17 protein-coding genes are annotated in these 14158 nt (G+C 54.3%); 11 read left to right on the forward strand and 6 right to left on the reverse strand.

Features of this window, described 5'->3' with window-relative positions:
• The first annotated feature begins 151 nt into the window (after positions 1-151).
• Positions 152-1051: a DMT family transporter gene (locus R1T41_RS12560; protein ID WP_097051004.1), complete on the forward strand. Its 900-nt coding sequence runs from the start codon at positions 152-154 to the stop codon at positions 1049-1051.
• Between the two features lie 9 nt (positions 1052-1060).
• On the opposite strand, the gene R1T41_RS12565 is transcribed toward R1T41_RS12560, so the two are convergent.
• Together R1T41_RS12565 and R1T41_RS12570 are read right to left on the reverse strand one after the other, a co-directional pair.
• Positions 1061-1567, reverse strand: coding sequence for a hypothetical protein (locus tag R1T41_RS12565; RefSeq protein WP_317337312.1), 507 nt, complete (start codon positions 1565-1567; stop codon positions 1061-1063).
• A 9-nt stretch (positions 1568-1576) separates the two neighbouring features.
• Positions 1577-2365 (reverse strand): DUF4198 domain-containing protein, encoded by a 789-nt coding sequence (locus R1T41_RS12570; protein WP_317337313.1) that lies wholly within the window; start codon positions 2363-2365, stop codon positions 1577-1579.
• Between the two features lie 97 nt (positions 2366-2462).
• Between R1T41_RS12570 and nikR the strand changes: the two genes are divergently transcribed.
• The 7 genes from nikR (at position 2463) to alaS (ending at position 8506) form a co-directional block, all read left to right on the forward strand.
• The gene (gene nikR, locus R1T41_RS12575) at positions 2463-2942 is read left to right on the forward strand and encodes a nickel-responsive transcriptional regulator NikR (protein WP_062952854.1); all 480 of its coding nucleotides are present in this window, start codon (positions 2463-2465) and stop codon (positions 2940-2942) included.
• A gap of 281 nt (positions 2943-3223) precedes the next feature.
• A complete protein-coding gene (recA, locus tag R1T41_RS12580) occupies positions 3224-4303 on the forward strand; it encodes a recombinase RecA (protein ID WP_062961010.1) in 1080 nt (359 codons plus the stop codon).
• Between the two features lie 350 nt (positions 4304-4653).
• On the forward strand, positions 4654-4698 hold the full coding sequence (locus R1T41_RS12585; RefSeq protein ID WP_317341578.1) for a hypothetical protein: 45 nt from the start codon (positions 4654-4656) through the stop codon (positions 4696-4698).
• Positions 4699-4788: 90 nt separating this feature from the next.
• On the forward strand, positions 4789-4965 hold the full coding sequence (locus R1T41_RS12590; RefSeq protein ID WP_082824831.1) for a DUF1328 domain-containing protein: 177 nt from the start codon (positions 4789-4791) through the stop codon (positions 4963-4965).
• 220 nt (positions 4966-5185) lie between these two features.
• Positions 5186-5329, forward strand: a complete 144-nt coding sequence (locus tag R1T41_RS12595; RefSeq protein ID WP_062952850.1) for an entericidin — start codon at positions 5186-5188, stop codon at positions 5327-5329.
• 36 nt (positions 5330-5365) lie between these two features.
• On the forward strand, positions 5366-5671 hold the full coding sequence (locus R1T41_RS12600) for an NIPSNAP family protein (RefSeq protein ID WP_114111703.1): 306 nt from the start codon (positions 5366-5368) through the stop codon (positions 5669-5671).
• Positions 5672-5851: 180 nt separating this feature from the next.
• On the forward strand, positions 5852-8506 hold the full coding sequence (gene alaS / locus R1T41_RS12605) for an alanine--tRNA ligase (RefSeq protein WP_317337320.1): 2655 nt from the start codon (positions 5852-5854) through the stop codon (positions 8504-8506).
• A 66-nt stretch (positions 8507-8572) separates the two neighbouring features.
• Here alaS and R1T41_RS12610 read toward each other — a convergent pair whose 3' ends face one another.
• Complete coding sequence (locus tag R1T41_RS12610) at positions 8573-8977, reverse strand: hypothetical protein (protein ID WP_317337323.1); 405 nt, start codon at positions 8975-8977, stop codon at positions 8573-8575.
• Positions 8978-9028: 51 nt separating this feature from the next.
• Positions 9029-9940, reverse strand: coding sequence for a DMT family transporter (locus tag R1T41_RS12615; RefSeq protein WP_317337325.1), 912 nt, complete (start codon positions 9938-9940; stop codon positions 9029-9031).
• 137 nt (positions 9941-10077) lie between these two features.
• Here R1T41_RS12615 and R1T41_RS12620 point away from each other — a divergent pair, with 137 nt between their 5' ends.
• On the forward strand, positions 10078-10521 hold the full coding sequence (locus R1T41_RS12620; protein WP_114111733.1) for an Lrp/AsnC family transcriptional regulator: 444 nt from the start codon (positions 10078-10080) through the stop codon (positions 10519-10521).
• Between the two features lie 10 nt (positions 10522-10531).
• Here R1T41_RS12620 and R1T41_RS12625 read toward each other — a convergent pair whose 3' ends face one another.
• Positions 10532-11434 (reverse strand): LysR family transcriptional regulator, encoded by a 903-nt coding sequence (locus tag R1T41_RS12625; protein ID WP_317337327.1) that lies wholly within the window; start codon positions 11432-11434, stop codon positions 10532-10534.
• Positions 11435-11541: 107 nt separating this feature from the next.
• Here R1T41_RS12625 and R1T41_RS12630 point away from each other — a divergent pair, with 107 nt between their 5' ends.
• On the forward strand, positions 11542-11787 hold the full coding sequence (locus tag R1T41_RS12630; RefSeq protein ID WP_062952845.1) for a DUF2798 domain-containing protein: 246 nt from the start codon (positions 11542-11544) through the stop codon (positions 11785-11787).
• Here R1T41_RS12630 and R1T41_RS12635 read toward each other — a convergent pair.
• Positions 11772-13124 carry a DUF2254 domain-containing protein gene (locus tag R1T41_RS12635; RefSeq protein WP_317337330.1) on the reverse strand — a complete coding sequence of 451 codons (1353 nt, stop codon included), beginning with the start codon at positions 13122-13124 and terminating at the stop codon, positions 11772-11774. The two genes, R1T41_RS12630 and R1T41_RS12635, sit on opposite strands and share 16 nt — an antisense overlap.
• Before the next feature lie 243 nt (positions 13125-13367).
• Here R1T41_RS12635 and R1T41_RS12640 point away from each other — a divergent pair, with 243 nt between their 5' ends.
• Complete coding sequence (locus tag R1T41_RS12640) at positions 13368-14108, forward strand: TetR/AcrR family transcriptional regulator (RefSeq protein WP_051682259.1); 741 nt, start codon at positions 13368-13370, stop codon at positions 14106-14108.
• Positions 14109-14158 lie beyond the last annotated feature (50 nt).

A 14158-nucleotide genomic window follows, 5' to 3' on the forward strand; every position in this document is an offset into this window, starting at 1 on the left:
TCATTTAATCGTTTAACCCATGTTGTCCTGGCCTTTATCTACGGGCGGAAATTCAGATTGCCAAAATGCGGCAAAGCGGGTTTATGTTCCCGGTCCGGTTGCGCCACAATCCGGCAGCCAAAAAACAACAACGTCCAAGCAAGAGCCCCGCATGATCCCGTTCTTCGGTGAAGCCGCCGCCTTTACTGCCGCTATGGCTTGGGCGACGTCGAGCATGATTTTCTCCAACATTGGCGGCAAGGTCGGTGCGCAGACAGTCAATCGCGGGCGTCTTGCCTGCTCGATTACGTGTCTTACATTGCTGCATTGGCTGCTTGAAGGGCAGCCATGGCCGAATGCCGTGACATGGGAACAGCTTGGCTGGCTGTCACTGTCTTCGGTTCTGGGGCTTGTGATCGGCGATGCCATGCTGTTTCAGGCCTTTGTGACCCTGGGGGCGCGGCTATCGATGCTGATGATGTCGACCGTGCCGATCATGGGGGCGGTGTTGGGCTGGGTTCTGTTTGACGAAGTCCTCAGCCTTCAGGAAATGTCGGGTATTGCGCTTGGCATTGGTGGCATTCTTTTGGTCATCATGATGAAAAAGGGGCGCCCTGTCGGGCTGGAGGGACGCAATTATCTGGTCGGTATTCTGTTTGGACTTGGTGGCGCCATTGGACAGGTCGCCAATCTGGTGACGGCGAAATATGCACTGATCGGCGGCTATTCCGCACTGTCGGCAACATGGATCAGAACTTTTGTCGCGGTTGTGATCATGTGGGGAATTGCGATTGCCATGGGGCGTGCCCGACGCACGATCGTGGCGTGTAGTGCGCCGGATGTCGGGCGTTGGCTGTTTCTTGGTGCCTTTATCGGTCCTGCTTTGGGGGTATGGCTTTCGATGGTGGCGGTTCAGAATGCCAATGTCGGGATTGCCTCGACCCTGATGGCGTTGCCGCCGGTTCTGCTGATTGTTTACGAAGGTCTGATTTTGCGCCGCCCGGTCGGCCCGCAGGCCATCATCGGGACCTGCATGGCCTTTGGCGGGGTTGCCCTTTTATTCCTGCATTGATCGTTGTTTTTACCGCTGTCTGAACCAGATCGGGATGAATGCCAGATTGGAAATCAGGCTCACGCCGAACAGGATTGCTGCCCATAGCGGAAGATCAAGCAAGGCACCTGTGCCGCGAAGGCCGGGTGCGGCCGGTTCGGATGATTTTGATGCGTCTATTGTGTTTGGCGTATCTGTCATATCTGACGAATGGGTTAGGGTGACTTGATGCCCCATGCCGTCCGACACCAGGATTTTCCAATGCGAACCGGTTTGCCCGTCACGTGGCTGGGATGGCGTTGCAAGGGCAAAACGACCTGCACGATCCGTCCGGCCCTTTTGCCAAACCTTGCCATCCGGACCGGTTATCGTGACTTCGGCAAACATCATTGCCGTGCCATCGGTATATCCAAACTGATAGACGGTGGCGGACTGGCTTTGGTCGATTTGCCATCCGGCACCGTGGGCAAACGCAGGCAAGGGCCCCGCCAACAGCAGGGCTAAAGCCAGAATTCTGGGGCGAATAAATGCCATCATGACGGAATGTTATTGCGCAATGTCAAAGGTCATCGTGGCACGCAGATTGTGCACGCCCACACCTTCCTCGACATCGGGAAGATCAGCGGCAACACGGACCACCCATAGACCCGGCGCACTGATGCGGATTTTGGCAATGCCGCTGCCGCGATCGTCGCTCATGGTTTCGGTATAATAAGCATAGGAAGATGGTGTTTCGGTAAATCCGGCATAGGTTGCCAGAACGCTGGTCGAATAGGGCTGCCCGTTCAGCAGGACCTGAACATCGATATCATCCCCGATGCCTGTCGCGCGCGGATCGCTTAGGGGCACGATCTCAAGCGTGTGGCCGAGTGGTGTTGAAACAAACGCTGCATTTCCGTCACCGCCGGTCAGGTTCTTGGAAAACTTTTCAAAGCGCGAGGATGCAATGGCATCCGGATTCACATCCGACCCGCCTTCTTTCCAGCCATCGGGTGTCTGTGACCAGATCACCGGAAGGCGATGTCCGACAAGCCATGCCGGTTCGTCGGAAAGGGTAAAGGTACCGGTCAGATTGGGGGCATCCGCATTTTCGCTAACATCAAGATCGGTGGCGGCCGAGGGAGTGATTAATTGTGCGGCTACATGCTTTGGGGCTTCGGCTTCTTCGGCGGAGCCGAAAACATGGGTCGAATCGAGGATGAATACAGCAGTGTTTTTGTCATTTGCGGGGTCGGTTTTGCTGCTGGCGATGAATTCGTGGGCCGTTGCACCATAACCAATCAGGCACCCCAGCGCGGCAATTGCAAGCGGGGTTGTGAACTTTGATTGAAACATCTGCTATCCTTTGGGAGATTAAGGGAGTTGAAAGGCTGTGTGAACTTTTCAAAATTGTTCATACGAGTCAAGCTGATGATTCTGAAAGGGAATTCGTATGACCCGTGTGACCGTATCGATCGAAGACGATTTGATGGAGGCATTCGATGCCTTCCTTGAACATCGCGGCTATACCAACCGTTCCGAAGGTTTTCGTGACCTGATTCGGGAAAAGCTTCAGAACACCAAGCTTGACGAAGACACTGGCGGCGTTGGCATTGCGGTTCTGAATTACGTGTATGATCATGAAGAACGCATGCTGGCGTCACGCTTGATGAGCGCGCAGCACGAACATCATGACCTGACGGTCTCGACCGTGCATTTCCACATCGATCATGATACCTGCCTTGAAAGTGTTACCCTGCGCGGCAAGCTTGCCGATATCCGCAGATTTGCCGATCAGGTTCTGGCGCAGCCGGGGGTTCGCCATGGGCAGCTTTATTCCGTTCCGGGCGAACTGCATGTCGAAGCCCATCACCATGGCGATGACGATCATGGTCACGCCCATCGTCACGAACACCTGAAAATAACCACCTGAAACAGGATTTCGGCTGAATTGTTTTCTGAGGTGCTGCGCGGGTGTCGTGATCGTTCCTGTTCGCTGTGTATGAATTCTCTATCGCTGGAATGAGAACAAACTTGCAACATCCATTTTTTTATGAGAGTGTTCGCATTATGTTCTCAATGCGTTTGCCGGAAAATGGTTGGCGTGATGCCAGTTATCCGGCGGGGCACCTAGCGGTGGCGTTCCGCATTTAGGACCGGGGAACCGCCTGCGTTGCATCCTACCCGGCCCTGTGGAATAAGAGAGTTCGGAAAATGATTCAGACCGCGCTGCATTTGGTGGATAAAGATACGATGGATAAGCAGAAGGCACTCGAAGCCGCTCTTGGGCAGATCGAACGCGCATTTGGCAAGGGCTCGATCATGAAGCTCGGCCAGCGCGATAGTGCGGTGGATATTTCAGCCATTTCGACCGGATCACTTGGCCTAGATATCGGGTTGGGGATTGGCGGTCTGCCGCGTGGCCGCATCGTCGAAATTTACGGTCCGGAAAGTTCGGGTAAAACCACACTGGCCCTGCACACCATTGCCGAGGCACAGAAACTTGGCGGGACCTGCGCCTTTGTCGATGCCGAACACGCGCTTGACCCGGGTTACGCCCGCAAGCTTGGTGTGAATACCGACGAACTTCTGATTTCGCAGCCCGATGCCGGTGAACAGGCGCTTGAAATCGCCGATACGCTGGTGCGTTCCGGTGCGATTGATGTTCTGGTCGTCGATTCGGTTGCTGCCCTTGTGCCGCGTGCCGAACTTGAAGGCGAAATGGGTGATACCCATGTCGGTCTGCAGGCTCGTCTGATGAGCCAGGCCTTGCGTAAACTGACCAGCTCGGTGTCGCGTTCGAACTGCATGGTCATCTTCATCAACCAGATCCGTATGAAGATCGGTGTGATGTTTGGCAGCCCGGAAACCACCACGGGTGGTAACGCGCTTAAATTCTATGCGTCGGTTCGTCTTGATATCCGCCGTATCGGTCAGATCAAGGACCGTGACGAGGTCGTCGGCAACCAGACCCGTGTGAAGGTCGTCAAAAACAAGATGGCCCCGCCGTTCAAGCAGGTCGAATTCGACATCATGTATGGCGAAGGCGTTTCCAAGATGGGTGAAATCCTTGATCTTGGCGTCAAGGCCGGGATCGTTGAGAAATCCGGTTCCTGGTTCTCGTATAACTCGACCCGGATCGGTCAAGGCCGCGAGAATGCCAAAACCTTCCTGCGTGAAAATCCGGAAATGACCGCCGAAATCGAACGCAGCATCCGCGAAAGTGCTGGCCTGATCGCCGAAGCAATGACCAGCATGAGCGATGATGAACCGTCAAATGACGATGATGCGTGATTGCTGACTAACGATTGTCGCTAAATACATCAAACGGGTCCTTCGGGGCCCGTTTTTTGTTGTGAGGCGGGCAAATCCGCAATTGCCCCAAAATGATCAATATTGGCCGCAACCTGCAAAAAACAAAGGCATTCAGGCTGCCTTAATTGTGCCAAATCAGGGGTTTGGCAACGTGTGAGGGAACTTTGTCTTTTCGGCTCCGTTATGGATGGTGTGAACAAAATCACGTCGAGCAAACAGGAGAAACCGAAATGTCCGATTTTTGGAAAAAGATTTTCGCCGTTGCGATGATCTCCGGCATGGGCTTTGGCCTTGCCGCGTGTGAAACCGCCGAGGGTTTTGGCCAGGATATGGAAAATGCTGGTGAAGCCATTCAGGATGAAGCCAGCGAGTAAGGCATCATCGCGGATTTTCGTTCGCTGACGGGATTTTGGGATCAACTCCATCACCCGCAAGCGGCCAAAGCCTAAAAAGGAGATAACATCATGTTGGGTTGGGCAGTCTTTTGTCTCATTCTGGCGCTTGTCGCCGCCGTCCTTGGTTTTGGCGGCTTGGCAGGTACGTTTGTCGGGATCGCGAAGATCCTGTTCTTCGTCTTCCTCGTACTGTTCGTTGTTTCGCTTCTGGTCAACGCACTGCGTGGTCGTCGTCCACCGATCTGATCGCGGTATAGACAGTAATACGAGCAAACGGAAACGGGCGTGCTGCGGCACGCCCGTTTTTCTGCGTGACTTTTAAATCATCGATGCAGGAAAGAGTTGCCAGCCGGACGTGACCCCGACAAGATAGCAACCGATTTCGGAAGCCATATGCCTTGCGTCAGAAGCAGGCGGCGGCCGCCTTCAAAATCAACATGTCGTTAAAGGCAGGAGCATTCAAACGATGACTATTTTTGTGAAACGTATTCTGGCACTGGCCCTGATTGCGGGCTTTGGCATGTCGCTTGCCGCGTGTGAAACCGCCGCCGGATTTGGCCGCGATGTTGAAAAACTTGGCGAACAGATTCAGGAAGGCGTCGACAAATAACCATCACGCGTTTTGGAATTTACGAAAGCTCCCGCCGTGATCACCTGTTATCTTAAATATATTGTCGACATGCATAAAATCCCCGAGTTCGAGGATTATGCCCGTCGCTGGATTCCCATCGTCAACCGGATGGGCGGGACGCATCACGGCTATTTCCTGCCCCATGAGGGTGCCAGCAACATTGCATATGCCCTGTTCAGCTTCCCAAGCCTTGCGGCATACGAAGACTACCGCAATCGCATGGCCGATGATGACGAGTGTGTTGCGACACTCGAACTTGAAAAACGTAACCGCAGCATCATCAGTTACGAGCGCAGTTTCATGCGCCCGGTTCTTGATTAGGCAGGCATACCCGATCATGCCGTTGTGGTGTTCCGGTGCGATGCCGGATGCAGAAATCGTCACTTACAACACCGCAAAGCCTTTCCCCGACTGGACAGCACAGAGCCGAGCCGCTAAATAGGGCAGTCGCGCCGTAGGTTTGCGGCAGCGTTTGTTCCGCGTTTTCCGGGTTGGAGAGAGATGCAGACCGTTAACGATATCCGCACCACGTTTCTGGAATTCTTCCGCAAGAACGGCCACGAGGTCGTGTCTTCCAGCCCGCTGGTACCGCGTAATGACCCGACCCTGATGTTCACCAACGCAGGGATGGTCCAGTTCAAGAACGTTTTCACAGGTCAGGAACAGCGCGATTATTCACGCGCGACCACCTCGCAGAAATGCGTGCGTGCCGGTGGCAAGCATAACGATCTTGAAAATGTCGGTCATACCGCCCGTCACCACACCTTCTTTGAAATGCTCGGCAACTTTTCGTTCGGCGACTATTTCAAGGAAAACGCGATTGAATTCGCCTGGAACCTGATCACCAAGGAATACGGCCTCCCGGCGGACAAGCTGCTGGTCACCGTCTATCACACCGATGACGAGGCCCATGGTCTATGGAAAAAGATCGCCGGTCTGTCCGATGATCGCATCATTCGCATTCCGACGTCTGATAACTTCTGGTCGATGGGCGATACCGGTCCTTGTGGTCCGTGTTCGGAAATCTTCTTTGACCATGGCGACAAAATCTGGGGCGGTCCTCCGGGCAGTGCCGACGAAGACGGCGACCGGTTCATCGAAATCTGGAACCTCGTCTTCATGCAGTACGAGCAGATGGCGAATGGCGAACGCGTCAATCTGCCAAAGCCGTCGATTGATACCGGCATGGGCCTTGAACGTATTGCCGCCGTCCTTCAGGGCAAGCACGATAACTATGACATCGACCTGATGCGCGCGCTGATCGAAGCATCGGCGGACGCCACCAGCACCGATCCTGATGGACCGCATAATGTGTCGCACCGCGTGGTTGCCGACCATCTGCGTTCGACCAGCTTCCTGATTGCCGATGGCGTTCTGCCGTCCAATGCCGGGCGTGGTAACGTTCTGCGCCGTATCATGCGCCGCGCAATGCGTCATCTGCACATGATCGGCACCCAGGATCCGGTGATGTATAAACTGGTCCCGGCACTGGTGCGTAAAATGGGCGGTGCCTTCCCGGAACTGGTTCGGGCGCAGGCATTGATCGAAGAAACCCTTAAGCTCGAAGAGCAGGGCTTTAAAACCATGCTTGATCGCGGTCTCAAGATGCTTGATGACGCGACCGATGGCATGACCGAGGGCGCGACCCTTTCGGGCGATGTGGCGTTTAAGCTTTATGATACTTACGGCTTCCCGCTTGATCTGACGGCTGATGCGCTTAAACCGCGCAAGATTGGCATTGATGAAAGCGGCTTTACCTCGGCGATGGAAGAACAGAAAGCCAAGGCCCGTGCCGCATGGTCGGGTTCGGGCGAAGCTGCAACCGAGGAAGTCTGGTTTGACATCAATGACCGTGATGGCGCGACCGAATTCCTGGGCTATGAAACCGAAAATGCCGAGGGCGTTGTCACGGCCCTGATCAAGGATGGTGCAGAAACCAAAACCGCTACCAAGGGCGATGAGGTTGCCATCGTTGCCAACCAGACCCCGTTCTTCGGGGAATCCGGTGGTCAGCAGGGCGATGCCGGCGTGATCAAAACCGAGAAGGGTGCCGTGATTGAAATCACCGACACCCAGAAGAAACTCGGTGCGCTTCATGTGCATCTGGGCAAGGTTGTCGAAGGTGATGTTTCGGTTGGCGATGCCGCTGAATTCCGCGTCGATCATACCCGCCGTTCGTCCTTGCGCGCCAACCATTCGGCAACGCACCTTCTGCACGCGGTCATGCGCAAGCATCTGGGTGATCACGTCACCCAGAAAGGATCGCTGGTTGCCAAGGATCGTCTGCGTTTCGACGTATCGCACCCCAAACCGATCACCGCCGAAGAAGCCGCTATAATCGAATTCGACGTCAACCGTCTGATCCGCGAAAACAGTGAAGTCACCACCCGTCTGATGACCCCGGACGAGGCGATTGAACTGGGCGCGATGGCGCTGTTTGGCGAAAAATACGGTGATGAAGTCCGCGTTGTTTCGATGGGCCTGCCCGAAGCGAACGAACATGCCTATTCGCTTGAACTTTGCGGTGGTACGCATGTCAAACGGACCGGCGATATCGGTATGTTCAAGATCGTATCCGAAGGTGCGGTTTCAAGCGGTGTCCGCCGTATCGAAGCCCTGACCGGCTCGGATGCCGCAAGCTATATGGCGGCCCGCGATCAGCTTCTGCAAACCATTTCGGCCGATCTCAAAGCCGTACCCGAAGATGTTCCGGCACGTGTCAAAGCCTTGCAGGATGAACGCCGGAAGCTTGAACGCGAAGTTTCCGACCTGCGCAAGAAGCTGGCAACAGCCGGTTCGGGCGGGGCATCGGGTGCTGACGCGTTCAAGGAAGTCAATGGTGTCAAACTGGCCCTGCGTGTTCTGGACGGTATTCCGGCCAAGGAACTTAAAGGCATGGTTGATGAATTGCGCGATCAGATGGGATCGGGGATTGTTGCCCTTATCTCGACCGATGGCGGCAAGGCATCAATCGTTGTCGGCCTGACCGAAGACCTCGCCGGTAAATTCAGCGCGGTCGATCTGGTCCGTGTTGGTGTCGAAAAGCTCGGCGGTAAAGGCGGCGGTGGTCGCCCGGATATGGCACAGGGCGGTGGCCCCGACGCCGATCAGGCCGACGCGGCACTTGCCGCGATTGAGGCGGCGGTTGCTGGCTGAGCAGTTGCAGTGCGAATTAAAAAAGGGCCCCACAAGGGGCCCTTTTTACTGGCGCTGTGATGAGTTTCAGCCTTGCAGTATACGCTTATTGAGTTGTGCAAGTTTCTGCTGCTTTTCCTCGTCCGTCATTTCTTCATCTTCGTTTACTGTCAGAAGCTCCTCTGCCGATGTTGGCAGCGTGGATTTGGAGGCTTCATCCTGCTGGCCGATCAGTTGGGCTTCGGTTCGTGACTTGGCACCTGCATTTGCCGCAAGCGGGTCAAAAGGCAAAGTATCCGATAGTGGTGCGGCTTTGACTGAGCTGGCATCGTCTCCCTGCCGTTGGCGCATGAAGGCGATGGTTTCTTCGGGGACCTGTTTGTTCGCAACGTTGATCCCCAGCTTTTGAAACGATGCAACATTGAACTGGGACGGATTAATGCTGGTCATGCAGTGTTTTCCATAAGTTTTACCCTGAAAAGTTGCAAGCAATAATCAGACCACCCGTTCATCTATGTGCCGTTGGATTTAACTGTCGTATGATCATTTCTGGATAGCGGCATTTCTTGCCGGGTTGCGTTTTCCACTACGCCAGAGCTGCCAGCCAAGATTCATGCCGGTTGCGGCAATCACAATCGCCACTGCCCCGATGATCTGGGCGGTATCCGGGCGATAGCCAAACGCAATCAGATCGACAAGAATGGCGACGACTGGATAGATGAAGGACAGCGACCCTTGCAAATGGGTGGGTAGTTTCTGAACCGCGCCATACATCAGCACATACATGATCCCGGTATGAACCACGCCAACCGTGACAAGCGCGCCCCAGCTTGATGGCGTATCGGGCAGGTTATCAAGATTGGCAAAGGGAGCGAGTAGCAGAATACCGACACAAACCTGAATGAGCGCGATCAGATGCGGCGGGGTACCTTTCAGCTTTTTGGTAATGATGGCAGCCACCGCCCAGAAAAAGGCTGCGACCAATGCCATCGCGATGCCGCCTGCATAATTGGTGCCGGTAAAGCCGCTATCGGGCTTGCCCGATATGATCAGGAGCAGACCGCCAAATGCAATCGCAAGCCATGCAAATTTATTGGCTGTCAGTTTTTCACCAAACAGCAATGCACCGAACATCACCAGCATGAAGGGCTGGGTATTGTAAACGGCTGTTGAAATGGAAATCGATGCCATCGAATAGGACTGGAATAACAGGAACCAGTTTGTCACGATGGCAACACCACCAAGCGCGGCCCAACCCAATATCCGCAGGTTCAAAAGTCCGCGTAAAAAACCCATGCCAGCGCAAACGACAAGCAGGGCCCCAGCCCCGAATACGCACCGCCAGAAAACAACATCAAGAGCGGATTGCCCTGACATCACAACGAACCAGCCAATTGTGCCCAGAATCGTCATGGCCGCGGTCATTTCGACCGTGCCGCGCAGTTTTTCATCCATCGGAATGCTCCGTTAAACTGATTTTATGGATGAAATTTGCGCCTTTTTTCGGCTTTGTTCCATGGTCTGAGATTGAAAATGTCGGTTCTTTACCTAATTATATAAAGTTTATGTCGAATATTTATAGGAAAAGTAAAGTGATCGACGAAATCGACCAGAAGATACTGAAAATCCTGATTGGTGATTCGCGTATCTCGCAAAAGGAACTGGCAGCCCGTGTCGGGCTATCATCCCCCGGCGTGGCGGAACGGGTCCGGCGTCTGGAGGAACGCGGCGTTATTCGGGGCTTTACCATTGATGTAAATCCCGAAGCACTTGGCTACCCGCTGCAGGCGATCGTACGCATTCGTCCGCTGCCGGGCAAGTTGCATATCGTTCAGCAGATGATCGAAGAAATTCCAGAATTCGGGGAATGCGACAAGGTCACGGGCGATGATTGTTATATCGCGCGTCTGTATGTTCGCTCGATGGGGGAACTTGATACATTGTTGGACCGCATTGTCGACAAAGCGGAAACCAACACATCAATCGTGAAAGCGAAGTCGGTTGAACGGCGCATGCCACCGCCGGTCATGCGTTGATGGTTTCCGGTTATCGGTCTGCCGGGTTTTGCGTGGCAAAGGCCACCAGTTCATCTATGAAAACACGTTGGCGTTTGGGCATGAAATCGGTTTCGGGCCAAACAGCAAAGATATCGCGCTGTTCGGTTTCCCAGTCGGGCAGAAGCGCTACAAGTCGTCCAGCCCGCAGGCTATTGCCGATAATGCTGTGTGGTACAAGGCCGATGCCGTGGCCTTCTTCTATCATAAGTGATGCCAGTTCGATCTCGTCGACGTCAAACCGGCCATCAACGCTAAATACCTCGTTGCGTCCTGTTTTGCGGTGGGTCAACCGCCAGGTTCGAAGCGGACTTGCGACAATCATCGCATGATAACGCAGTTCTTCGGGCGATGTCGGTGTGCCGAATTTCGCCAGATATTCCGGGGCGGCACAGGCAACCAGATAGGTGTCACACAGCTTGCGCAGAACGAGAGATTGCTGGGTTTGCTTGCCGACACGGATGGCGACATCAAAATTGAATTCGCCAAGCGGCAATACACGATTGGACAGGGTCAGCCGCAGATCGATATGGGGATGATTACGAAGAAAAGTGCTGAAAAATGGGGCGAGCCAGCTTCGGGCGAGATTGACAGGCAAGGCGATCTTCAAAATCCCGGCAGGCTCGTTATGGCGTGTGTCGATACTTTCAAGCGTTCTGTTCATTTCGGTGACCAACGGGCGTAACTGGTCGAAATAGGTACGCCCCGCATCGGTCAGGGCGAACCGTCCGTTGCCGCGTAGCAGCAGTTTGCAGCCCAGCTTTTCCTCCAGCTTTTGCAGGCGTCGGCTAAGTGTCGCCATCGGAACCTCCAGGGCAATCGATGCCTGCCGGAGGCTGCCAAGTTCGGCTATGCGAATGAAAAGGGCGAAATCGTCCAGTTGTGTATGTTCCATATATGGAAACTCAAATCCCGAAAATATCTACTATTCCCGAAAATGAGATTATCGCATTGTCCGCTCCATGCCCACCGTAAACGGGAACCAAATCAAAGGAGCCTCACATGCTTCCGGCACGTTTTTATCGTTTTGTATTTTCCGGTCTGATGTCGATCTGGCTGTCGACCCTGATGACCGGGCTGGTGACACTGATCAATACTGGTATCGACCCCGAATTTCTGCTGCGCTGGGGGCGGGCATTTGTCATTGCCTGGCCTATTGCCTTTTCGCTGGTTCTTATTAGTGGCGGCACGGTGACGCGCATCGCAAATAACCTGACCCGCCATTCACGTGTTCAGGCCGCTGAATAATCGTCTTTGGCCTGTTGCTGTCGCAGGACACGGTTGACGGCACGTTCAACCGCCCTGCGATCAGCCGCCTCGGCAATGTTTCGCGCGGCCGTCCGTCCGATAAGGCGTGCATGATCGCGCAGGGTGTCCTGCTGTTTGGCTGTTTTGGCCAGTCCGGCCAGGCTTTCAAGAACTTCTGCCATGGGCAACAATACATAGGGCTTGGTGCTTGCCGATTGTCGGATCTGGTTAAATGCCGCGTCCAGCATCTCGCCGAAATCCGAAAGATGGGCACATATCCGTTCCTGTCCTTGCTCGTCCCGCCAAAGGCCCAACGGGGAATGAAAATTCATCGCCTGCGGCATGGCCCGGCCCAGACGATAAATCACCGCAATTGCGGTAAACGGGTCATTGATGCCCGGTGACAATGCGCGCAGGGCGACCTCGACCAGTTGGCGCAGGGCGAACTCGATATCAAGCATCGCGGTGCGCTGATTGCCAATCAGTATCTGTTCGGAAATGAAATTCCGGTATTCGCCGATGTCGTCTGTTGCATTGGCGGCATTTATGCTGATTTCTCCGATGATGTCCTCGGCAATTACATGCTGTCCAGCATGGATTGTCAGGGCGATATGAATGTCTGCCTTGGTCGCAACCTCCAGCAAACCTTCATAGTCGATGCCCTGCACATAACCAGATTTTGCGGCCTTGATGGCTCTGTCGGGGTTGATTGTTCCCGCATCAGGCAGGGTGCATCCGGCTTCTGCTGCATGGTCGATTGGTTTTGAAAGCGTTTCCAGCGACGATGCAATCGTTTCTTCCAGATTTCCGCCGACTTTCTGGATGACCTGATCCGCCACAATGGATCGACCCAGATGATGCACAAACAGAATCAGGACAAACAGGCTTACGACAAAAAGGATAATCCCGGTTATGGCGGCAATTTGCGGGACCTGATCCTCCTTGCCCTGGCCCCCCATGATGACAAGGGCCGTGATCAGAAACAGAATGGATCCGACAAAGCTTCCCAGTGCATTTTGTGTTTTGGGATCACCCATAAAATTGCGAATGGTGCGAGGGCCCAGTGATCCGGCGGCAAGTGTCAGAACCACCATGGTTACGGACAGGGCAAAGGTGGTCATGGTCACAAGAGTGGCAAGAAGGGTCGATGTCAGGTCCTGTACCGTTTGAACTGTTCCGAAACGCGGCCAGAAATCCGGCAGGCTGGCAATCATGTCCTCGCCCGGGAGGCGAATTGCCAGTAAGGCAACAGTGGCACCGCCAATCGCATAAAGCAGCGGAATAAACCACAAGCTGTGACCAAGAAATTCCCATATCCGGATAAATCGGTGAAACATTTACTGCGGTCCTGTTCTTGCCGTGTGCTTTGCGTGGCGACAAATGCCGCCCGTTGGCAAAGCCGAAACCGGGACAGCGATCCAGTGTTAAACGTATAAGGTTAAAGCCGGTTCCCTGTTTTCTGCGTTTGGGTGCATCCGTTGAGTGTTCGGATGAATGCCACCCATGCAAAATTCGCGATTGTTTGGCGTTAAAAAATGAACCAAATTCGATTTTTCGTCATTTATTGAAAAGGCAGGGATATGGCAGCCCCGAACGACCCGGAAAAGCAACCGCTGAGACAGCGGCCAAACCGCATTGAAAAACGTCAGCAGCGCGAGGAACTGATCCTTGAACGCGCGGGCGAGCTGATTGCGGAATACGGGTTTTTCGAACTGAAGATGTCTGATCTGGCCCGCGCCTGCGATATTTCGGTTGGTACACTTTATGCCCATTTCGCCAGCAAGGAGGACTTGCTGCTTGGGCTTGCGATTCTGGCGGGGCAAAAACGCGCCGGGTTTTTCGATTATGCCCGTGCTCATGACGGCAGTGCGATGGAAAAGTTCATTGTCGCAAGCCTGCTTGATATCCGCTTTTCCATTGATCACCCGCAATGGTTTGAGGCCGAATATCTCGCTCTGGCCCCTTCGATCTGGCAGCGCGCAACCCCGTCGCACCATCAAAGCCAGCTCGCCGGGATCGGACGTATCACCGAAATGTTCCAAAGCTTCCTGTCCGATGCTGCCAATGAACTGGGGGTATCGGGCGATGTGATCGCGCAGACCCGCAACCTCAATCTTGGCAGTTGGGGGCTTTCATTTGGCATGAATGCCCTGGCCCTTTCAGAAATAACCGACCGCCATTACGGCACTGAATTGCGCAGCAATGCGATTGACATCTTCTGCGACAGTCTGGCCGATCTTTTGGCCGGGGCGGGATGGCATGTCGATGACGCCCGCCAGATCGTGCGCGACCTTGCCGCCCGCTATGCCGATCTGAAATAGCCACTGGCGACGCTATCAATTAACCACCGCCACCAAAATGCCCCACGGAG

The sequence above is a fragment of the Thalassospira lucentensis genome (assembly GCF_032921865.1).
GTDB lineage: Bacteria > Pseudomonadota > Alphaproteobacteria > Rhodospirillales > Thalassospiraceae > Thalassospira > Thalassospira lucentensis_A.

Bases quoted from the DNA above. Each gene is read 5' to 3' on its own strand.
- R1T41_RS12625 (WP_317337327.1), bottom strand. From the start codon at position 11,434: ATGGAACATACACAACTGGACGATTTCGCCCTTTTCATTCGCATAGCC.
- R1T41_RS12565 (WP_317337312.1), bottom strand. From the start codon at position 1,567: ATGATGGCATTTATTCGCCCCAGAATTCTGGCTTTAGCCCTGCTGTTG.
- R1T41_RS12635 (WP_317337330.1), bottom strand. From the start codon at position 13,124: ATGTTTCACCGATTTATCCGGATATGGGAATTTCTTGGTCACAGCTTG.
- R1T41_RS12570 (WP_317337313.1), bottom strand. From the start codon at position 2,365: ATGTTTCAATCAAAGTTCACAACCCCGCTTGCAATTGCCGCGCTGGGG.
- R1T41_RS12590 (WP_082824831.1), top strand. From the start codon at position 4,789: ATGTTGGGTTGGGCAGTCTTTTGTCTCATTCTGGCGCTTGTCGCCGCC.
- nikR (WP_062952854.1), top strand. From the start codon at position 2,463: ATGACCCGTGTGACCGTATCGATCGAAGACGATTTGATGGAGGCATTC.
- R1T41_RS12640 (WP_051682259.1), top strand. From the start codon at position 13,368: ATGGCAGCCCCGAACGACCCGGAAAAGCAACCGCTGAGACAGCGGCCA.
- R1T41_RS12615 (WP_317337325.1), bottom strand. From the start codon at position 9,940: ATGGATGAAAAACTGCGCGGCACGGTCGAAATGACCGCGGCCATGACG.
- alaS (WP_317337320.1), top strand. From the start codon at position 5,852: ATGCAGACCGTTAACGATATCCGCACCACGTTTCTGGAATTCTTCCGC.
- R1T41_RS12630 (WP_062952845.1), top strand. From the start codon at position 11,542: ATGCTTCCGGCACGTTTTTATCGTTTTGTATTTTCCGGTCTGATGTCG.
- recA (WP_062961010.1), top strand. From the start codon at position 3,224: ATGATTCAGACCGCGCTGCATTTGGTGGATAAAGATACGATGGATAAG.
- R1T41_RS12560 (WP_097051004.1), top strand. From the start codon at position 152: ATGATCCCGTTCTTCGGTGAAGCCGCCGCCTTTACTGCCGCTATGGCT.
- R1T41_RS12595 (WP_062952850.1), top strand. From the start codon at position 5,186: ATGACTATTTTTGTGAAACGTATTCTGGCACTGGCCCTGATTGCGGGC.